At 38.6% G+C, this 20,922-nt stretch carries 15 protein-coding genes and 1 riboswitch; of the genes, 10 read left to right on the top strand and 5 right to left on the bottom strand.

Annotation, left to right across the window (positions count from 1 at the left end; all coding sequences use genetic code 11):
- Positions 1-76: 76 nt before the first annotated feature.
- Positions 77-1,138: a YeiH family protein gene (locus HXT41_RS01080; protein WP_064621609.1), complete on the bottom strand. Its 1,062-nt coding sequence runs from the start codon at positions 1,136-1,138 to the stop codon at positions 77-79.
- A gap of 221 nt (positions 1,139-1,359) precedes the next feature.
- Between HXT41_RS01080 and HXT41_RS01085 the strand changes: the two genes are divergently transcribed.
- From HXT41_RS01085 to HXT41_RS01095, 3 genes are all read left to right on the top strand, one after another.
- Positions 1,360-1,725, top strand: coding sequence for a DUF488 domain-containing protein (locus tag HXT41_RS01085; protein ID WP_012914086.1), 366 nt, complete (start codon positions 1,360-1,362; stop codon positions 1,723-1,725).
- A 338-nt stretch (positions 1,726-2,063) separates the two neighbouring features.
- Positions 2,064-3,353, top strand: a complete 1,290-nt coding sequence (locus HXT41_RS01090) for a uracil-xanthine permease family protein (protein ID WP_004119362.1) — start codon at positions 2,064-2,066, stop codon at positions 3,351-3,353.
- A gap of 321 nt (positions 3,354-3,674) precedes the next feature.
- The gene (locus HXT41_RS01095; RefSeq protein ID WP_064621638.1) at positions 3,675-6,725 is read left to right on the top strand and encodes a UPF0182 family protein; all 3,051 of its coding nucleotides are present in this window, start codon (positions 3,675-3,677) and stop codon (positions 6,723-6,725) included.
- Positions 6,726-6,825: 100 nt separating this feature from the next.
- Here HXT41_RS01095 and HXT41_RS01100 read toward each other — a convergent pair whose 3' ends face one another.
- A complete protein-coding gene (locus tag HXT41_RS01100) occupies positions 6,826-7,617 on the bottom strand; it encodes an ABC transporter permease (protein ID WP_064621639.1) in 792 nt (263 codons plus the stop codon).
- Positions 7,618-7,925: 308 nt separating this feature from the next.
- On the opposite strand from HXT41_RS01100, the gene HXT41_RS01105 reads away from it, so the two are divergent.
- The 3 genes from HXT41_RS01105 (at position 7,926) to mfd (ending at position 13,315) form a co-directional block, all read left to right on the top strand.
- Positions 7,926-8,978, top strand: a complete 1,053-nt coding sequence (locus HXT41_RS01105; protein ID WP_004111395.1) for an ABC transporter substrate-binding protein — start codon at positions 7,926-7,928, stop codon at positions 8,976-8,978.
- 139 nt (positions 8,979-9,117) lie between these two features.
- Positions 9,118-9,717 carry an aminoacyl-tRNA hydrolase gene (pth, locus tag HXT41_RS01110; protein ID WP_004111397.1) on the top strand — a complete coding sequence of 200 codons (600 nt, stop codon included), beginning with the start codon at positions 9,118-9,120 and terminating at the stop codon, positions 9,715-9,717.
- Positions 9,707-13,315, top strand: coding sequence for a transcription-repair coupling factor (gene mfd / locus HXT41_RS01115; protein ID WP_012914089.1), 3,609 nt, complete (start codon positions 9,707-9,709; stop codon positions 13,313-13,315). The genes pth and mfd overlap by 11 nt, the downstream gene beginning before the upstream one ends.
- Positions 13,316-13,352: 37 nt before the next feature.
- Here the strand turns inward: mfd and HXT41_RS01120 are convergent, their stop codons facing one another.
- From HXT41_RS01120 to HXT41_RS01130, 3 genes are all read right to left on the bottom strand, one after another.
- Positions 13,353-14,090: an ABC transporter ATP-binding protein gene (locus HXT41_RS01120; protein ID WP_012914090.1), complete on the bottom strand. Its 738-nt coding sequence runs from the start codon at positions 14,088-14,090 to the stop codon at positions 13,353-13,355.
- Between the two features lie 150 nt (positions 14,091-14,240).
- Complete coding sequence (locus tag HXT41_RS01125; RefSeq protein ID WP_421788756.1) at positions 14,241-15,239, bottom strand: ABC transporter substrate-binding protein; 999 nt, start codon at positions 15,237-15,239, stop codon at positions 14,241-14,243.
- A 154-nt stretch (positions 15,240-15,393) separates the two neighbouring features.
- Complete coding sequence (locus HXT41_RS01130) at positions 15,394-16,209, bottom strand: ABC transporter permease (RefSeq protein ID WP_012914092.1); 816 nt, start codon at positions 16,207-16,209, stop codon at positions 15,394-15,396.
- Positions 16,199-16,323: riboswitch (TPP riboswitch) on the bottom strand. (Overlaps the previous gene by 11 nt.)
- 210 nt (positions 16,324-16,533) lie before the next feature.
- Between HXT41_RS01130 and eno the strand changes: the two genes are divergently transcribed.
- The 4 genes from eno to folP all read left to right on the top strand — a co-directional run bounded on the left by eno (position 16,534) and on the right by folP (position 20,897).
- Positions 16,534-17,829, top strand: coding sequence for a phosphopyruvate hydratase (gene eno, locus HXT41_RS01135; RefSeq protein WP_103013995.1), 1,296 nt, complete (start codon positions 16,534-16,536; stop codon positions 17,827-17,829).
- A gap of 195 nt (positions 17,830-18,024) precedes the next feature.
- The gene (locus tag HXT41_RS01140; RefSeq protein ID WP_012914093.1) at positions 18,025-18,939 is read left to right on the top strand and encodes an L-lactate dehydrogenase; all 915 of its coding nucleotides are present in this window, start codon (positions 18,025-18,027) and stop codon (positions 18,937-18,939) included.
- Between the two features lie 261 nt (positions 18,940-19,200).
- Complete coding sequence (folK, locus tag HXT41_RS01145; protein WP_004119382.1) at positions 19,201-19,701, top strand: 2-amino-4-hydroxy-6-hydroxymethyldihydropteridine diphosphokinase; 501 nt, start codon at positions 19,201-19,203, stop codon at positions 19,699-19,701.
- A 56-nt stretch (positions 19,702-19,757) separates the two neighbouring features.
- Positions 19,758-20,897 (top strand): dihydropteroate synthase, encoded by a 1,140-nt coding sequence (gene folP, locus HXT41_RS01150; protein WP_421788757.1) that lies wholly within the window; start codon positions 19,758-19,760, stop codon positions 20,895-20,897.
- Positions 20,898-20,922: the final 25 nt, after the last annotated feature.

Here is a 20,922-nt window from a genome sequence, read left to right on the forward strand (position 1 = left end):
TTATCGAGAATATAAAATGAGGATCTTCAAACGAAGACCCTCATTTGTTAAGCAAAACTATTCTGTAATGTTTTATTTAGAAGAACAGTACTGCAGCTGCATAAGCCAAAGCAACTAAAACAATAGAAGCTAGGAAGCTTGCTGCAAATGCTGCGCGACCTTGCTTGAAAATAGCTCGGAAGTTTACGTTAATTCCAAGTGCAGCCATAGCCATGCCAAGGAAAACGTATCCTGCTTCTACAAGAGTTGATGCGTGTGCCGCTACGAAAGGAACGTAAGTTCCAATAACAGATGCTGCAATAAAGCCAAGCATAAACCATGGGAAGCTAATCTTATGCTTTCCGCCATTTTCAACTTTGCTATGACGAGCATTCCACCAAATTGCAATAAAGATGGAGACTGGAACGAGCATAAGAACTCGCGAGAGCTTCATGATTGTTGCAACATCGATACTATTGAACGCTCCGCCAGCTGCAACAGCATGTGCAATTTCGTGAAGTGATGCACCTGCTGTAATGCCAAGCTGCTGCTTAGTCATGCCAAAGTTAGGCAGGATGAAAATTTCAGCAAGAGCGTAAATAGTGCCCATAATTGCAACTGTTGCAACAGCCATAACTTCGTTCTGTTCTTTCTCATCTTCCTCTTCTGGAAGAACTGGCATTGAGCCAGAAAGACCCATAACTGCAGCAGCTCCACAAATACTTGTGCCCCCTGCTGTAAGCATTGCAAGCTGAGGATTTACTTTCAAGAGTTTAGCAATGTTATAAGTTACGCAAACCATTATTGCAACTAACACAGCTGCAATAGGCAAGCATTTAATGCCCTTGGTAAACAAATCATGCAAATTCAGCTTAAATCCGAGGAGAATAATACCTAGGCGAAGAAGTTTGTTTGCAATCAAACCAGCAGCGCTTTTAACGCCTGCTCGCCTTGAATCATTATTCATTTTGTACACGTGCAATGGCAGCTGCAGAGCCATGCCAACAAGCAACGCAATAATAAGAGCACCAAGTAATTGGAAACCTGGGTACTGCTTAAGCCAGCTGCCAATAAAGGAAGCTAGAAGTGTCAATACAGCAATAAGAGCCATATCGATGGTGCAGATTTTCTTTTTCCATGTATCAAAGAAATTAACCATTTAGCCAAGTATTCTCCCATAATCGGACAAAAACGAACATAAATTAAAAAAATTAAGCAAATTTTATATAATTTTGCTGCAAATAAACGCGACACGCCGACATAAAATCACATAATCGAACATAATAACTCAATTTATATCGCAGATATCTTTTGCTAGTAAATAATTCCTTGAAAAAATAAATAAAGCTGCGATTATGGTAAACGTATAAAGGAGATTTTATGAACAAGTGCACTGTGAAGATTAAGCGTGTGTATGAAACGATTAGTGAAGATGATGGTGTGAGAGTCTTGGTTGATAGACTTTGGCCGCGTGGTATAAGCAAAGAATATGCTCATATTGATAAATGGCTTAAAGATATTGCTCCTACTTCGCAGTTACGCAAGTGGTTTAATCATGACCCGGAGCATTTTGAAGAATTTTCACATCGTTATGTTGAAGAACTTGATTCAAATCATGAAGCTGTTGGTGTGATTATGGATTTGTTTAATAAGTATCAAACTATAACTTTGTTGTATGCTGCAAAAAATCCAAAAGTAAATCACGCATTAGTTTTGCAAGAATATTTACAAAAATTACTTGCTTGAGTATGTGTTTACTAATTTTGCGATTGTTTAACTTTGCCTAACTTTAATTATTTTATAAACATAAGTTAGTAAGTATCAACTTTAGTTGGTGTTCATTGCATTCTTTTCAACACGCCGACCTTGCTTGATATTCCAACAAAAATAAAAAACAAAACTGTAATTTTTTTCTTATGCTCGACACTTTCGTTTTGCGACATTAGAATGTCCCTTTGGCATATGGGTCGGTGGTGCAATGGACCTCCCAGAAGCTGCCATCCCAGCGCTCAATGAGTGCTTGTTTTTTAGCGACACTTGTTTTACACAACATTTTGCATAGCTTGTTTTTGCAAGGAGAAGAAATGAATTCATTATTCACGTGGCAGCTTCACGGTAATGGCAAAACGTTAAAGCCTGGTGAAGTTGTAGAGCCAGACGAGCGTTTGACTTGGACTCGTACTGCTGGAATTGGTGCTCAGCATGTTATTGCAATGTTTGGTGCTACGTTCTTGGTGCCTATTCTTACGGGCTTTGATCCATCAACAACATTGATGTTTACTGCTATTTCTACAGCACTGTTCTTACTTATTAACGCAAATAAGCTTCCTAGTTATCTGGGAAGCTCTTTTGGTCTTATAGCACCTGTTATGGCTGTAACAACAGCTCATAAAGGTATTGCAGTTGCAAGCTTTGGCATTATGTGCACAGGTTTGCTTCTTGCTCTTATAGGTGTGCTTGTACATTTTGCAGGAGCTAAGTGGATTGACATTATTATGCCACCTGTTGTAAACGGTGCAATCGTTGCAATTATTGGTTTTAATTTAGGACCTGCAGTTTGGACTAACTTCCAGAAAGCTCCAGATACAGCTCTTGTGACATTAGTTGCTGTAATGCTTATTGCTGTAGTATTTCGCGGTCTTCTTGGTCGTTTAAATATTCTTTTAGGTGTTCTCGTTGGTTACGCTTATGCATGCTTCCAAGGTCAAGTCGATTTTAAAAAGATTGAAGAAGCTTCTTGGATTGGTTTTCCTAAATTCCACACGCCACAAGTTGATTTCTCTGTTCTACTTATGTTCTTGCCGGTAGTACTTGTTCTCATTGCAGAAAATGTTGGTCACGTAAAGTCTGTAGCTCAAATGACTGGTCGCGACTATGACTCTAAGATTGGAACTGCATTATTCGCAGATGGTTTTGGTACAGCTATTGCTGGTTTATTTGGCGGCTGTGGTACCACCACATACGGTGAAAATATCGGTGTTATGGCTGCAACAAAGGTTTATTCTACTGCGGCTTATTGGTGTGCTGCAGCTTTTGCTTTTATATTGAGCCTTTGCCCAAAGTTTGGCGCTGTTGTAAATTCAATCCCAGCTGGTGTTCTTGGTGGCGTGACCACTTTGCTTTACGGCATGATTGGCATGATTGGCGTAAGAATCTGGGTAGAAAACAAAGTTAACTTCGATAAACCAGTGAATATTATGATTGCTGCAATCGTTATGATTATTGGTATTGCTAACTTCCAGTTTGCTATTTCTGGAATTCAGTTCAACGGTATTGCAATCGGAACCGTTGTGGTGTTGGTTGTATACCACTTACTGAAGGCTATTGGAAAGCTTACTGGTACGATTGCTAAAGATGATCCTGATGTTGCCTAGCTTAAATACTCCAATTTGATTTAATTTAATCGCTTTAAGCGCGTTCGCATTAACTTGCGGGTGCGCTTTTTGTAATTAATTTTGATTACATAATATATAGATTGGGAATAATTAGTATAGTATCATTAACCTTATGTTGAAGCTCATCATAGAAGTAATTATTGGCATTATGTGGGTTGTTGCTGGTGCATATATGGCTAAAAATAATAAAAATAGTAAGAGCAGTGCGAGCAATAAAAGTAACAAAAATGTACAGACTATATTCTCAATGATGATGAGAAAGATAACAACAATAAGCTTAAGAATGAAAGAAATTGTTCTATGAAAGTTAATCTGAATTTTGCAAAATTTACTTATACTGCAAAAAAGTGGAAGTGGATTCTTGCGATAGTAGTGTTAATCGTCGCGTTTGCTGTAGCTGCAATATTTGCTCTCGCAAGGTTCATAACTGATTGCATGTGGTATTCACAGCTTGGATTTGAAAGTGTTATTTGGATTCAGCTTGCAGCAAAAGTGGGCGTTTGGGTGCTTTATGCAATATTAATGTCTGCTTTTGGATACTTGTCTGCAGCTTTGGCAATAAAAGCGCGTCCAAGCAATGCAGATGGAACTTATATTCGAATTAAAGGCAATGTTATTGATTTAAAGCAGGGAATTAGTTCAAAGCTTGCTTTGCATGTTGCAGGAATTTTTTCATTGATTGTAGGCGCAGTATTTGGATTTAAATTCTACAATCATTGGGCGCAAATTTTGTTAATGTTTAACGCCCAACCTTTTGGCATTAAAGATCCGCAATTTGGAATTGACAATGGCTTCTATGTATTTGTGCTTCCAGGATTAAGGTTATTTATAAATGCATTTGTGCTTTTATTGGTAATATCTCTTGTTTTCTCTATTATTACGCACATTCTTATGGGAGCAATTCGTTTTAATATGCCTATCGATGGTAAAGGCATATTAAGTATTACAAAACGAGCACGTAGACAAATTTCTGTATGGTTTATGCTTGTGATTTTGACATGGGCACTTCAACAGATTTTAGACATGTTCGCTTTAGTAACTCTTGATGGATCTCGAATTACAGGTGGCTCATACACTGACATGAATGCTGGTGTTCCTGGAAGCATAGCAATGGCAGTGATAACAGTGTTAGTTGGTTCTGTTATTGCATTTTGGTTTATGAAATCTCATGCTTTATCTGTAGAAGCACCAATTTCAGTGCGTTTTAAAACAGCAATTAAGGCATGGAAAACACCAATTATTGCTTTAGTTTTTATGATTGTTTGCTCAATTGTTATATCTTTCGCTTGGCCGGCACTTGTGCAGCGATTTAAAGTTGCTCCTAATGCTCAAGAATTGGAAGCTACTTATATTCAGCGTAATATCGATGCAACAAAGTTTGCTTACGGGCTAAATAACGTAAAGAAAGAATCGTATAACGCTACTTCTAAAGGTAAATCAGGTGCATTATCAAAAGAAGCAGAGTCAACTGCGCAAATTCGTTTGTTAGATCCACAAGTTACGTCTCCAACGTTCCGTCAATTGCAGCAATCGAAGCAATATTACACTTTCGCAGATACGCTTTCAGTTGATAAATACGATATTGACGGTGTAAGTCAAGATACGGTTATTGCTGCGCGCGAGCTTGATTTAGCTGGCAACGATAATCGAAACTGGGTTAATGATCATACAGTTTATACGCATGGCTATGGAATTGTTGCAGCTTACGGAAATAAAGTAACAACAGATGGACAGCCACAATTTATGGAGTATGGTATTCCTGCTCAAGGCAAACTTACTAAGTCACAAAAGTATGAACCGCGTATTTACTTCTCACCAAATGCTCCTGAGTATTCTATCGTTGGTTCTCCAAAAGGGACATCTCCATGGGAGTTTGATTATCCGACTGGCTCTCAAGGTGCTTTAACTACTTTCAAAGGCAATGGTGGTCCAAGTTTAGGAAACTTCTTCTCTAAACTTTTGCATGCAATTAGATTTGAGTCTGATCAGATTCTTTTTTCTGACCGTGTGACTTCTGAATCTCAAATTTTGTATGATCGTGATCCTAAGACACGCGTGTCTAAGGTTGCTCCTTACTTAACTTTGGATGGTCGAGTTTATCCTGCAGTAGTAGATGGTCGCGTTAAGTGGATTGTTGATGGCTATACTACTTCTGATTCTTACCCTTATTCTCAAATGACTGATTTTGGTAAGGTAACTCAAGATTCCACAACAACAACTTCTCATTCTATTAAAGGGTTGACAAATCAGCGCGCAAACTACATTCGTAATTCTGTGAAAGCTACAGTTGATGCTTATGATGGATCTGTTGATTTGTATGTGTGGGATACGAAAGACCCTGTGATTAAAGCATGGCGTTCAATTTTCCCAGGTCATTATCATGACATTTCTAAGATTTCTGGCGATTTGATGAAGCATTTGCGTTACCCAGAAAGCTTGTTTAAAGTTCAACGTCACTTATTAGCAAAGTATCACGTCGATACAGCAAGCCAATTCTTCTCTGGAGAAGACTTCTGGCAGATTCCTGTTGATCCAACTGAATCTCAAAAAGCACAAAAAGAAGATATTTTGCAACCTCCATACTATTTGACTTTGCAAACTGGAGACGCAAAGAAACCAGTATTTTCGCTTGTTTCTACTTATATTCCGGCAGGTAAAAGTACTCGTGAAATATTAACTGGTTTCTTGTCTGTTGATTCAGATGCGGGGGATACTCCTGGAAAGATTGGTCCAAATTACGGTAAGATTCGTTTGCAAGAATTACCTAAAATATCTAATGTTCCAGGACCTGGTCAAGCTCAGAATAATTTCAACGCTAATGCAAATGTTTCTAAAGAATTGAATTTGCTTGAATCCGGTTCTACTAAAGTTAAGCGCGGCAATTTGATTACATTGCCTCTTGGCGGTGGGCTGGTTTATGTAGAGCCTGTTTATGTGCAATCTAGCGGTTCTACTAGCTATCCTTTGCTTAAGAAGGTGTTAGTTGCGTTTGGAGATCAAGTTGGATTTGCAGATACGTTAGATGAAGCACTTAATCAAGTATTTGGCGGAAACTCGGGCGCTTTGGCTGGAGATGCTTCTAATAATTCTTCTTCAAACAATGCTGCTGAAAATAATGAATCTAAGGATGCTGATTCTAAAGAAGGTACTTCTAAGGAAAATGAGTCTACGAATTCAGAAAAATCTCATTCTATGAGCCAAAAAGCTAAAGAAGCACTTAAACGTGCGGCTCAAGCATTAAAAGATTCTGATTCTGCTATGCGATCCGGAAACTGGGAAGCTTACGGAAAGGCACAAAAAGAGTTGAGCGATGCTATTAATGAAGCAATGAAAGAAGAATCAGGTAAGTAAGTAGATTTTCGTTAATATATCAGTTTGTGAGTTACAAAAGTAGCGAATGTTACGTTATTTTCGTTACTTTTGTAGCTCACATGGGCTATTTTAATTCATTTCACAATTGGTTATCTGGATCCTCATCTTCGTCTGCTGAGCCAAGCAGAATTCTTTCACAAACGTTAACGATGCACATAAGAAGCGCAGTAAGAATTATTATTACTATTGTTGCAGAAAAAATAAGTGGTGTTCTAAATGAGTTATAAGCGAATTGAAGCCAAATTCCTAGCCCATCTTTGGCTCCCAAATATTCTGCAGTTGAAGCAGTTCCAAAAACATAAGCTGCACTAATGCGTATGCCACCAAAAATTTGGCGAGCTGCAACTCTTAATTTAACATGCCACAAAGTCCAAGTTCTGCTTGCTCCACAAGTTAAAGCAACATCTGTATAAAAACTTGGAACAGCGTCAAGACCTCGTATAGTTTGCACAGCAATAGGGAACATGCTGAAAACCATTACTATTACAATTTTTCCAGATATTTCAAAACCAAACCAAATCAAAAAAATTGGCGCAATAGAAATTAATGGCATAGTTTGCGCTGCGCATAAAAGCGGGAATAAAGCAGATTTAACAAGCTTACAAACATGGAAAATAACACCTAAAAGAATTCCAACTACTATTGCAATAGAAAAACCGATAACTGTTTCTTGTGTTGTAATTAATGCTGCAGGTAATAGAGTTGGCAAAGAGTCAGCTGTTGATTGAGCAATTGAAGATGGTGTTGGAATCAAATTTTCCGAAATTTTATAATATTCGCATGCGTACTGCCAAAAAACAAGTAAAACTATTACAGAAAATACAGTTGGCAGATATTTAATTAGCATACGTTTAAAACGCGATTGCGTCATGAAAACTCGATTCCTTTCTGTAAATGACTTCGATTGCTGCCCCAACCGAATTATTTAAGACTACAAATAGCATGTACATTCTATTAGAAGCGCACAACTTCTGTGAATTTAATAGTGTACATGATTTTTATTTGTCTCTTTAACCGTGCATAATCTAAATGTTTCGTGAGTCAATGTGTGGCAAACTGTAGCAGGTTGAATCTGCGCAGGGGCATTGAACGGCGCGAGCTAGGCCCTTTGTTACCGTTTTCTGCCGAGTTCGTGTCACTTTCCCAGAAGAACGGTACAAGAAACAAAGTAGGGAACTCATGAATATGCGTATTGTAAAGCGTACTCTTGCGTTTGTTCTTTCTGCGTGCTGCGTATTTTCTTTCTCGGCATGTGGATCTGCAAGTAGTAGTAAGAATGCAAATCTTCGTAAAGTGTCGTTTATGCTATTTTGGGCACCGGATACTAATCATATTGGTATTTATGTTGCTAAGCATAAAGGATGGTTTAAAGATGCTGGATTAGATGTCAATATACTTGCTGTTGCTCAGACTGGTTCGGAACACGCAGTTGATAGTGGTGTTGCTGATTTTGCTCTTAGCACTTTGACAAATGCTGCTGATTTTTCAACAAAGGGAGCAAATCTTGAGCAAGTTATGCAAGTTCAGCAAAAGCCAAGTGCTATTTGGTGTTCACTTGCTTCGAACAATAAAATTCATTCTCCAAAAGATTTTGATGGTCGTACTTTTGCAACTTTTGGTTCAGCTGAAGGTGATGCTGTAATTCGTAGGATGATTCAACACGATGGTGGTCAAGGTAAGTTCGACAAAGTGACTGTTGGAACTTCAACTTTTAGAACTCTTGAATCTGGCAAAGCTGATTTTGGTGGTTTCTACGGCACTTGGGAAGGTGTACAGTCTGAAATGTTTGGGCCAAAGCTTCGCTGCTTCATGGAGGGCGACTACGGTGTACCAGGCCAGCCAGATACTATTGGAATAATCGCAAATAAGCGTACTGTAGCTAAAGACCCTAAGCTTGTTCGAGCATTTGTTAAAGCTGCAAAGCGCGGATATGAGTATGCTTATGAACATCCTGATGAGGCTTCTGAAATTCTTGTGAAAGAAGCAAAAGATGCTAATCTCGACATAAAGTTTGTTCAGCGTAGCATGAAGATGATTGTTGACGGTCAATATTGGGGCAATCGCGCGGATATTAAGAGCGGAAAATTTGTGTTCGGAACCACTGATGTTAAAGGCGCTCAAGCTTACTTTAACTTCTTAAGTAAGGAAGGTGCTTACACTGATTCTAAAGGCAAAGTAACTCATAAAACTCCGCAAGCAAAAGAATTGTCTACTGACGAATTTTTGAAATAAATAACATAATGACTTGAGTCTTGATAGAATAGGCTGAAGTATATAAGGGCGTATCGAGTAGTTGTAATTTTACGTTCAGCTACAATCGATGCGCCCGTTTTGTTGTTTTGCTAAATATTTGAATGGGGAGTGGTCTGCCATGGCATCGGATTTTTGGCTTATTGCTGGCTTGGGAAATCCTGGTACAAAATATGAGGGTACTAGACACAACATGGGTTTTATGGTTGCAGACGTTTTGGCACAACGTTGGTCAGTATCTCTTTCTGATCACAAAGGTTTAGCTAAACTTGGCAAAGGTGTTATGAATCTTGATGGTCGCGTAGCAAAGTTTTTCCTTGCTAAACCGTTGACTTTTATGAATGATTCTGGTGCTGCAGTATCTTCTATAAGCTCCTATTATCAAATAGAACCGGATCATATTGTGATAATTCACGATGATATGGATTTAGATTTTGGACGCATTAAAGTAAAAGCAGGAGGCTCTGCGGGAGGACATAACGGTATTCGTTCTATCGATCGCTCTCTTGGCACTCCTCAATATTCTCGAGTGAGAATGGGTGTTGGTCATGCGCAGCGTGGTGCTCACGCGCACGATAATACTGTCAATTGGGTTCTTGGAGGTTTTGCTGCAGCTCAAAAATCTGATCTTCCAAACTTTTTAGCAGATGGTGCTGATGCTGCAGAAAGTATTATTTTCCATGGATTAGCAGCAACGCAGGAGAAGTTTAATGGCCGCTGATAGCAGGTCTAATATCAAAAACAACAAGAATGATAAGACTGATGATATTTCAGCAATAAGCTTGAGAGATATTCTTAATGATTTATCAACTAAGGATTCACTTTTTAAAGCTTTATCTGAATATAATCTTGATGCGATATCTGATTATTGTTGCGAAAGTGCAAATAAAAATCGTAAAGATTTAGATTCAATAAGTGGAGATTTAACAATTTCTTCTCCTATTGGCATTCGTTCTGCTATTGTTGCTGCATTAGCTAAGAAAAAGCCGGTTGTTGTTATTGTTCCATCGAGTAGAGATGCTGAAGATTTTATTGCATCTGTACGTGATTGGTACGATGGTGATGCTCAAGACGTTGCTAAATTAGAAGCGTGGGAAACGTTACCTCATGAAAGGCTTTCGCCTAGAGCAGATACTGTTGCTAGCAGGATTGCAGTGTTTCGTAGGCTTTGCCATCCTGAAAATAACACATCACTTTTTGGTCCGATTCGCGTGTTGGTTATGCCTGTGCGATCGCTTATTCAGCCTGTAGTTGAGGGCATTGGTGATATAGATCCTCTGTTATTTGAGTGCGGAAAAGAATTAACTCTTGAATATGCTGTGAAACGTTTGGTAGAAAACGCATATAATCGTGTTGATTTGGTGATGGAACGCGGAGAGTTTGCTGTTCGCGGTGGAATTATTGACGTTTTTGCGCCAACGATGACACATCCTGTGAGAATTGAATTTTTTGGTGATGAAATTGATACTATAAAGCAATTTCATGCTTCTGATCAGCGCACTTATGGCAATAATATTGCAAGTATTTGGGCTACGCCTTGTCGTGAGCTTCAGATTACAGAAAAAATTTGCAAGCGTGCGCGTTCTCTTATTGGCTCAATTCCAAATGCTGACGATATGCTTGAATCAATCGCAAATTCTATACCTGTAGAAGGTATGGAGTCTTTGTTGCCTGCACTAGTTGATCGCATGGAATCAGTGCAAAATATGCTTCCAAAGGAATCTGTTATTATTCTATCTGATCCCGAAAAATGCCGTAGAGCTGCAGATGATGTAACTGCTACAGCTAACGAATTCTTAGCAGCTAGTTGGCATGTTGCTGCTTCTGGTCACGGTTCTGGAGCTCCAATAACATTCGATCAAGCTAATTTCTTGGATTTTGATGAAACGATTTCATCGTTAGAATTGTCTAATCATGACGTATGGAAATTAACATCTTTTGGTGTTGACAATCAAATTTATGGAAATATTGCTTTGCCAGCATCGGCGCCACAAGAGTTTCGAGGAGATGAATCGAAAGTTTCTGGCGGCATCACTTCTCTTGTTGACAATGGTTTTGCTGTAACTATTACTGCAGCGGCTTCTGGTACTCTTGCACGCTTGAGGCGCGCTATATATGCGACTGGTGTACATGAATTTACTACAGTGCGCTCAAGTATTTCGGATGGCTTCATTGATAATGTTGCGCGTATCGCGATTCTTACAGAGCGTGATCTGACAGGTAAATCTTCTGCATCAGCTCAACTAAAAACTCCAAAACGCAGGCGCAAAGCAATCGACCTAATGGAACTAAAGCCTGGTGATTTCGTTGTGCACGAGCAGCATGGTATTGGACGTTTTGTTGGCATGAAACAACGTAATATTGCTGTTTCGGGTGGTAGTGCAACTCGCGAATATTTAGTCATTGAATATGCTCCTAGCAAACGTAACGCTCCTAACGATAAGCTTTTTATTCCAACTGATCAGCTTGATTTAGTGAGTAAATATATAGGTGCAGAAATACCAAAGCTTAACAAGCTCGGAGGTTCCGACTGGGCTCAAACTAAAGCAAAGGCTAAAAAGCATGTTCATGAAATTGCTGAAAATCTTATTAAACTTTATTCAGCAAGGCAGCAATCTCGCGGATTTGCATTTAGTAAAGATACTCCTTGGCAAAAAGAGTTGGAAGACGCATTTCCTTATCAAGAAACTGCTGATCAGCTTACAACTATTGATGAAGTAAAAGCAGATATGGAAAACCCAATCCCAATGGATCGCTTAATTTGTGGAGATGTTGGTTTTGGTAAAACTGAAATTGCGTTACGTGCAGCTTTCAAAGCTGTGCAAGATTCTAAGCAAGTTGTTGTTTTAGTTCCAACGACCTTGCTTGTTCAACAGCATTACGAGACTTTTACAAATCGTTTTGAAGGATTCCCTGTAAAAGTTGCTGCAATGAGTAGATTCCAAACTTCTAAAGAGATTGAAGAAACTTTAGCTGGATTGCAAGATGGAAGCATTGACGTTGTTATTGGAACGCATAAGCTTTTGAATCCTAGTATAAAGTTCAAAGATTTAGGTTTGGTTATTATTGACGAAGAGCAGCGTTTTGGTGTGGAACATAAGGAAACGCTTAAAGCTTTGCGCACAAACGTTGACGTATTAAGTCTTTCGGCAACGCCAATTCCTAGAACTCTTGAAATGGCTGTAACTGGTATTCGTGAAATGTCTACTCTTGCAACTCCTCCAGAAGATAGGCTTCCAGTGCTTACATACGTTGGTGCGTATGATAATTCTCAAGTTGCTGCGTGTATTAAGCGCGAATTGTTGCGTGGGGGTCAAGTTTTTTACGTCCATAATCGTGTTGAAGATATTAGTTCTGTTGCAAGTAAGATTCAGGAGCTTGTGCCAGATGTCCGTGTTGCTATTGCTCATGGAAAAATGGGCGAGAAGCAGCTCGATGCTGTTATTCGTGATTTTTGGCATAGAGATATTGATGTGCTTGTTTGTACAACGATTATTGAAACAGGTCTTGATATTTCTAATGCGAATACACTTATTGTCGACCACGCAGATAGATTCGGTTTAAGCCAGTTGCATCAGTTGCGCGGTCGAGTAGGTAGAGGTCATGAGCGTGCTTACGCTTACTTCTTGTATGATCCTTCAAAGCCTATGACGCAACAATCTCACGATAGACTCTCAACAATTGCTCAGCATACTGCACTTGGTTCTGGTTTTGATGTTGCGATGAAAGATTTGGAATTGCGCGGAACTGGAAATTTGCTTGGAGATGAGCAAAGTGGACACATTGAGGGTGTTGGATTTGATTTGTATGTTCGTATGGTTTCTGAAGCTGTTGAAAAATATAAGGAACCTGAAAGAGTTGAGCCTGTTTGCGTAACTATTGATCTTCCTGTTGAAGCTTCTCTTCCAGTTGATTATATTGCCTCTGACAAGCTTCGTTTGGAAGCGTACAGGAAGCTTGCTGCTGCTAAGGATAATAGTGATTTGCAAGAACTTCACGATGAGCTTCTTGATCGCTTTGGTAATCCACCTGAAGAGTTTGAGTCTTTGTGTGATGTTGCTCGTTTGCGTTTTAAAGCACGCGAGATTGGTATTACGCAAATCAGCTCTCAAGGAAAATCAGTGCGAGTTGTTGGCATCGATCCAAAAGAGTCTGTGATGATGCGTTTGAAGCGTATTTATAAAGGATTGCAGTATCGTCCTCTTACTCATATGCTTATTGTTCCAGCTCCTTTTGAATCTTCACTCGGGTCTGGTTCAATGAGTGAATCAGATATTCTTAAGTGGTCTAAGCAATTACTTGAAGACTTAGCGTGGTGATTTGTAATATCTGTTGCAATATAAGTGTTAAAAATATTTATTGCAATGCCATGCGTAGTTCATCTTCTATTTCAACATGATTATTTGGACGCTTTTGTGCATCAAGTTGGCTTCGATCAATATTCCAGTTTTTCTCGATGATTCCGTCTTTGATCATAAGAATTCTGTCAGAAAGTCTTACTGCTTCGGAAATATCGTGCGTGACCATTATTGTGGTCCAACCATGTTTCTGTCTTAGATTATCAAGCAAATCTTGCATGTCTAAACGAGTTAAAGCGTCTAATGCTCCGAAAGGCTCGTCTAAAAGTAGTAATTCAGGATTATGAACTAAAGCTCTAGCTAATGAGACTCGTTGGGCTTGACCACCTGAAAGTTCTGATGGCCATTTCGAACCATAATTATTAAGTTGCATATCGTTAAGAGCTTTTTCTGCAATAGATTTTAGTTCTGATTTGTTTCCTTGCATGCCGAAAACTACGTTCTTACTTACTGTTAGCCATGGTATTAATCTTGCATCTTGGAAACCTATTGCTTGATGTTGTGTGACGTTTATTGTTCCAGAATCAGGTTTGATTAATCCTGAAATAACTTTAAGAAGAGTGGTTTTTCCGCATCCTGAGCGTCCTATTAGAGATACGAATTCGCCTTTTTTAATATTTAGATTTATATCTCGTAATATTTTAGCGTTATTTTTAAAAGTCACGCCAATATGTTCTAGAGTAACGCAGTAAGAGTTATCTTTAGTCTCATAGTTTTCTTCTATTTGAGTGTTCATATTTACTCCTACTGCGTTGCTTTAAATCATGTTTATATAATCTTGTTATATAACTTTGTTTTAATTTTGATTAATCAGTTATATATTATTTTATTTTGATATTTAATTTTGTTTTTTATGAATATGTGTTTTATGGATAAATGAATTAATTTACTTTGTGCAATCCATTACAGAATCTTTCAAATTCTTTGGAGCTTGCTTAATTAAACCATATTTCACGTATTCTTTAGCCTGAGTTTCCATCATTTTCAAACCTTTTTCATCGATTGGACGAATAGTTGGATTGTCAAACTTTTCAATTTGCTTAATAATAGTTTCGCTTGCTCCGAGCTGCTTGTAAGCGTTTCCAATAACATTGTTTTCTTTATGAGACTTTTCTGCTTCGCGAACAAGAGCCTTGTACATCTTCTTAACAAGATCTGGATGCTTTTTGGCAAAGCTCTTAGAAACAACGTGAATAGTAACGTTCATATTGCCGTACTTTTTAGCATTTACAAGCAATTTTGCGCCTGGAGTTGTCATTGCTGCAGCAAGATTCTGATCGAATGAGGAAATTGCGTCAATCTGTCCAGAAGTAAATGCTGCCTGGAAGTTCTTAGGGCTCATCTCAACTTTGTTAACTTTAGAAACGTCTAAACCGCTTTTATCAAATGCGCGGTGAAGCATGTAATCGCCAGTGTCACCGTTGTGAATAATAGCAACTTTCTTACCATATAAGTCTTTTAGTGTTTTCACTCCGCTTTTTGCGGATGCAACGATTCCTTGAGAATCACCATTGTAATATTCGAGCGCAAAAGCTACCCATGGCTGTCCTTCAGCAATCAAATCAATGAAGCGTCCAGTTCCAGTAGTTGTAGCATCTGCATTTCCGCTCATCACAGCAGTAAGACCGTCAACTGGAGTGTAAGGACCAGTGTAAGTTACTTTAGATTTTCCAAATTCTTCTTGAAGGAATTTCTCATTTTTCAAAGTAGTTAGATAATTTGCTGTAGAAAGATAAGCAACTCTCATAGTTCCAGCATCTTCTTTTGAAAAAGCGTTTGATGATTTTTGTGAGCTTCCGCAAGCTGCAAGAGATACAGTTGCACAAGCAGCGCAGATTAATGCAATAATGCTCTTTTTAGAAAATCGCATTTTTAAATTAGCCATGATATACAGCTCCTTTTGTTGTTGTTTTGTTTATCTGTTGTTTGTTTGGTTGTTATTATTTGGTTGTTGAATCTAAATATTGACTAATTCTTAAAAAGCAATTTACTGCATTTTAAAAAGTAGTTAATTTTAGAAAAATGTTGATATTACTAGATTATTGGCGTGATTTTTTATCTAATCTGCGTTCAGGTATAAGAAGATACTCTAATATGTTTGCAGTAAGCTCAGATCCAAGACCTGCAATTGCGTACATAATAACGCATGCCATCATTTGATCTGGTCTAAAGAATTCTTGCGCTCTTGAAAGAATGTATCCAATTCCAATAGAAGAATTAACTGTCTCGCAAGTCACTAATGCAACCCATGCTACAGATATTGCAAATCGCAAACCTGTCATAAAACTTGGAAGTGTGCCGCGAAGCAAAATAGATATAAAAATAGTAGATTTTTTAACGTGATAAACCTTCGCTAATTCAAGAAGTTTTGAATCAATATTACGAACTCCGTCGCGAATATTAACGTACATAGGTCCAAAAACGCCAACAGCTATAAGTGCTATTTTCATCGTTTCATCTATTCCGAGGAAAATTATTAATATTGGAGCTAAAGCCGGGAATGGAATTGACCTCAACATGTGGCTTGGTTTATCAACTACAATATTGCCAAGCTTACTGCCTCCTGCAAGTATTCCTGCTGGAACAGCAAAAATAATTCCTAACAAAAGTCCTAAAAGAACTCGTAAAATACTTATTCCTAAGGATTTTAATAATATGCCTTCGTTGTTTAAATCAATAAAAGCTTGTATTACTTCATATGGGGATGGCAAAGAACGGTCTTCGGTTGGAGAAAGAGTTGTGAAAAACCACAAAACCAAAATGAGGATAGTTGAAATCCACACTTTACATGAAGATACCGCTTTAAATGCAATCTTCAATATGTTCTTCGCTTTATTAGGCGAACTGTAAGTCATGCGACAATCCCTTCGATAGTTTTAGCTATATCAGGTTCAACGAGTGTATTCTCAGCGCAACACTATATGTATTGTTGTTTGGCACGATGTAGTTGCGCACCCCGTGTCTGAGGTCATTATCACTTAAGGGTATGGACAAGTATATTTTAAATCGATATTTATAAACGATATTGCTTAAAAATATACAATTGGCTCATATGACTCGAGTTGAATCAAAATATTGTGAACGTTCACGGCATAAATACGCTGGTACTCAATATAACGTCCATAAAACGCACTAGTCTTAAAAGAGTCATCACAACCCATAGGTATAAAGGAGTAGTTGTGGCAGCTATTGAAAGCGTATATGCACGCGAAATTTTGGATTCTCGTGGAAATCCTACTGTTCAGGTTTATTTGGAGACCGAAGATGGCGCTCAGGGTATTGGTTTAGTGCCTTCTGGTGCTTCTACTGGTGAAGCAGAAGCTTGGGAGCGTCGCGATGGCGACAAGTCCCGTTATCAGGGCAAGGGCACGTTGGAAGCTGTTAAGGCTGTCAACGAAGTAATCGCTCCTAAGGTTATTGGCATGGATGCCACCGATCAGCGCGCTCTTGATGAGACGATGATCGAGCTTGATGGCACGCCAAACAAGGGCAAGCTTGGTGCTAACGCAATTCTCGGCGTTTCCCTCGCTGCTCTCTACGCCGCTGCTGAGTCTGCTCAGCTTCCGTTGTACCGCTACATTGGCGGCACCAATGGTCACATTCTTCCAGTTCCAAACATGAACATCATGAACGGTGGTGCTCACGCTGATTTTGCAACCGATATTCAGGAATACATGATTTCTCCATACGGTTTCGCAACCTACAGCGATGCTTTGCGCGCTGGTGTTGAGGTTTATCACACCTTGAAGAATGTTTTGAAGAAGGAAGGCTTGGCTACTGGTCTTGGCGACGAAGGTGGCTTCGCTCCAAAGATGAAGTCCAATGAGGATTCCTTGAAGTACATCATGGATGCAATCGCAGCCGCTGGCTACGAGCCAGGCAAGCAGATTGGTATTTCTCTTGACGTTGCTTCTTCTGAGTTCTACAACAAGGAAACTGGTAAGTATCGTTTCGACGGTGAAGAGCGCGAATCTGCTTACATGCTTGATTACTACGAGAAGCTCATCAACGAGTATCCAATCGTTTCCATTGAAGATCCATTCCAGGAAGAAGGATGGGATGATTGGGCAGAAATCACCAAGCGTCTTGGTGATCGTTTGCAGTTCGTTGGCGATGACTTGCTTGTCACCAATCCAAAGCGTTTGGCTAAGGGTATTGAGCTTGGTGCAGCTAACTCCTTGCTCGTGAAGTTGAACCAGATTGGTTCCGTCACCGAAACCCTCGACGCTATTGAGCTTGCAACTAAGAACGGCTTCACTTCTATGGTTTCCCATCGTTCTGGCGAGACTCCAGATACCACCATTTCTGATCTTGCTGTTGCTAAGAACACTGGCCAAATCAAGACTGGTGCTCCTGCTCGTGGCGAGCGTATTGCTAAGTACAACCGCTTGCTTGAGATTGAGGAAGAGCTTGGTTCTACCGCTCAGTATGCTGGTTACGGCGCATTCAAGGCTTGCAAGAAGTATATGAAGTAACTTTTAGTTTTAAGTAACTTAGTGGCTTCTTGAGTCTTTGAGTTTTAACGGTCAGTCGTGTTTACGGCTGACCGTTTTTCGTATATTTTAGCGATTTTTTGAAAAAATATATAAATTTTTCTAACATTACTTTTATTCTCATCAAAATAGTGCTATTTTTTATGGAAAACTAAAAACGGAAGGAGATGTTTCATTATGCGAAAAGTAGCAGTTATAGGCATGGGAAACGTTGGTGCAGCAGTAGCGCATCAACTTGTTGTTGGCGGTCACGCTGATGATTTGTACCTTTATGATACAAACGAGGCGAAGGTGAATGCCGACGCATTGGATTTTGAAGATTCAATGGATAATGTGCCTTTTAACGTTAATATTACGGTTAATGATTATGAAGCATTAAAAGACGTAGAGGTAATCGTAAGCGCCTTGGGTCATATAAAGCTTTTAGACGTTCCTCATCCAGATCGTTTTGCAGAGCTTAAGTATAATCGTAAGGAAGTTGCAGAAGTTGGTGCAAAGATTAAGGCTTCGGGATTCCACGGTGTTTTAATCGACATAACAAATCCTTGCGACGCTATTTGCCAGCTTTACAAGGAAGCTACTGGTCTTCCTTACGAAAAGATTATTGGAACTGGCACTTTGCTTGATTCTGCGCGCTTGCATCGTGCAGTAGGCAAGTTCTTTGGCGTGCATCCAAAGGCTGTTAAGGGATATAGCTTAGGAGAGCATGGTGATTCGCAATTCGTTGCGTGGTCTACTGTTAAGGTCTTTGAGCAGCCTATAACAGAGCTTATTAAAGAAAAGAACATGGATTTAGACGCTATTGATGAGGAAACTCGCGAAGGCGGATTTACAGTGTTCTACGGAAAGAAGTACACAAACTACGGTATTGGTGCTGCTGCAGTTCGTTTAGTGGATGCAGTTCTTTCAGATTCTAAAGAGCAAATGCCTGTTTCTAACTATCGCGAAGAATACCATTCTTATCTTTCTTACCCAGCAATTGTTGGTAGAGAAGGAATTGTTAAGCAATGCCAACTTGACTTGACTGAAGAAGAGTTGCAAAAGTTGCAGCATTCTGCAGATACAATTTTGAGTAAAGCTCAAGCAGAATAGATAAGTCAAAAAATAAAATAACTAAAAAATACTACTTTTGAATCTAAAATATTTTACAGATTTTAGATAAAAGCGTATTGGAAAATGTCGTTGTAGGTTTAATTGCTCCTAAAGAGTGTTGAATTTACAGCGACATTTTTGTTATAAAAATTTTTTGATATTAGCTTATTTATTATTTGAATTTATAAAGTTGGCTAGTCCTAACTGTTCATGATATATACTTTTAACTATAAATTGAATTATTTTTTTGGGGGTGGAAATATGATTTCCAGTGCATACATAAGTGTTGGAAGCAATATAGGTGATAGATTACTTAATTTGCGTCAAGCTGTTTCGCTATTGAAGCAAAATTCACATATAAGCAATATTATCGTTTCTTCAGTGTATGAAACTGAACCAGTTGGTGACGTAGTGCAAGACAGTTTTTATAACATTGCTTTACGTTTGGACACTGATTTAACAGCTTTTGAATTGCTTGATTTTATTCATGATATTGAACAGCGTCTTCACAGAAAGCGCATAGTTCGTTGGGGTCCTCGAACAATCGATTTGGATATTATTGATTTTGGTGGTCAAACTATAAAAAGTGAAAATCTTACGATTCCGCACAAAGAAAGAGATAATCGCAGATTTGTATTAGTTCCTTTGCTTGAAATAAGCGCAGACGATGCAAATTATCATGAACTTATACAAGATAAGCTTAATAAAACTAGCGACACTAATTGGATTAATATTATTGAAAGTAGCGAAGTTTTTAATTAGTTTGGAATATAAATTTAGTTTTTTTAAATATGAGGTTTTAGAAAGAAAGAATACAAATGCGAATTATTGAAAGCAATTTGGAGAATGCGTCTTCTAAAAGTATTGCAGATATAGCGTTGCTGCAGGATCTTTGTGTAAATCAAAAAATTTTATGCACGTGGGAAAATATTAGCGAAAACGATTTAAGCAAAGTAGCTGATTTTCTCGATCATTTTGATACAGCTATCAAAGTTTCCGAGTCTTCTATTGACTTCATTTTGCCGCTTATTGCTCTTAAACCTTTTATGCAAGAATGCGAAAAAGCATGGTACGAAGATCAAGAATTACTTGCAAGTTTGCGCTCGATATTAAAGCAAAAAGCAATTGTGTGGAATGCAGGGCGATTCTGCTTTGATACACTTGACAAGCCGATAGTTTACGCGATTTTGAATATTACTCCTGACTCATTCTATGACGGCGGCAAGTACCAAAGTGAAGACGAAGTAAATAGCCATATTAAAGAAATAGTTGAAGCTGGTGCTGATGTTATAGAAGTAGGCGGTCAAACTACAAAACCTGGCGGTTATTTAGAAATTACTCCAGAAGAGGAAATAAGTCGCGTTATACCTACTATTAAGTATATTCACAAAAATTATCCTCAAATTGCTGTAGCAGTAGACACTTACAAGTTACCTGTAATGGAAGCTGCAATTGAAGCTGGCGTAGATATTATAAATGATGTTCGTGCGTTTGATTCTCCAGAAAAAGTAAAGCTTATGGCAGATTCTAACGTTGGATTAGTAACAATGCATAGCAATAGAGATACAGAATATGACAATTTAACAAAGGTTATGTGTCAATTCTTTAGCGATAATTTAAAAATGCTTGTTGATGGAGGAGTTGACTTAAATAGGATTATTCTTGATCAAGGAATTGGCTATGCAAAGGTTGCTGATGGTGAACAAGATTATGCAATGATGCGCAATATTAATCAATTGCATCGTTTTGGTCGACCAATACTGGTTGCGATTTCTAGAAAAGGCTTTGGTAAGAAGCTTTTTAATTTAGATAAAGAAGATCGTTTGCCTGTCACTTTAGTTGCAGAAACAGCGATGTTTATGGCTGGTGGACGTGTAATACGTGCTCATGATATTGCAGAAACAAAGCAATTAGTTGAAATGATCGATGTTATTAATAGAAATTACTGGTTTAAGTAGAAAAATTTGAATATTTTTTTGCAGT

Origin of the sequence: Gardnerella sp. DNF01189, assembly GCF_049244195.1 — a bacterium.
Classification (GTDB): Bacteria; Actinomycetota; Actinomycetes; order Actinomycetales; family Bifidobacteriaceae; genus Bifidobacterium; species Bifidobacterium swidsinskii.

Coding starts and splice junctions, on each gene's coding strand:
- HXT41_RS01080 (WP_064621609.1), bottom strand. CDS start 1,138: ATGGTTAATTTCTTTGATACATGGAAAAAGAAAATCTGCACCATCGAT.
- HXT41_RS01085 (WP_012914086.1), top strand. CDS start 1,360: ATGAACAAGTGCACTGTGAAGATTAAGCGTGTGTATGAAACGATTAGT.
- HXT41_RS01090 (WP_004119362.1), top strand. CDS start 2,064: ATGAATTCATTATTCACGTGGCAGCTTCACGGTAATGGCAAAACGTTA.
- HXT41_RS01095 (WP_064621638.1), top strand. CDS start 3,675: ATGAAAGTTAATCTGAATTTTGCAAAATTTACTTATACTGCAAAAAAG.
- HXT41_RS01100 (WP_064621639.1), bottom strand. CDS start 7,617: ATGACGCAATCGCGTTTTAAACGTATGCTAATTAAATATCTGCCAACT.
- HXT41_RS01105 (WP_004111395.1), top strand. CDS start 7,926: ATGAATATGCGTATTGTAAAGCGTACTCTTGCGTTTGTTCTTTCTGCG.
- pth (WP_004111397.1), top strand. CDS start 9,118: ATGGCATCGGATTTTTGGCTTATTGCTGGCTTGGGAAATCCTGGTACA.
- mfd (WP_012914089.1), top strand. CDS start 9,707: ATGGCCGCTGATAGCAGGTCTAATATCAAAAACAACAAGAATGATAAG.
- HXT41_RS01120 (WP_012914090.1), bottom strand. CDS start 14,090: ATGAACACTCAAATAGAAGAAAACTATGAGACTAAAGATAACTCTTAC.
- HXT41_RS01125 (WP_421788756.1), bottom strand. CDS start 15,239: ATGGCTAATTTAAAAATGCGATTTTCTAAAAAGAGCATTATTGCATTA.
- HXT41_RS01130 (WP_012914092.1), bottom strand. CDS start 16,209: ATGACTTACAGTTCGCCTAATAAAGCGAAGAACATATTGAAGATTGCA.
- HXT41_RS01140 (WP_012914093.1), top strand. CDS start 18,025: ATGCGAAAAGTAGCAGTTATAGGCATGGGAAACGTTGGTGCAGCAGTA.
- folK (WP_004119382.1), top strand. CDS start 19,201: ATGATTTCCAGTGCATACATAAGTGTTGGAAGCAATATAGGTGATAGA.
- folP (WP_421788757.1), top strand. CDS start 19,758: ATGCGAATTATTGAAAGCAATTTGGAGAATGCGTCTTCTAAAAGTATT.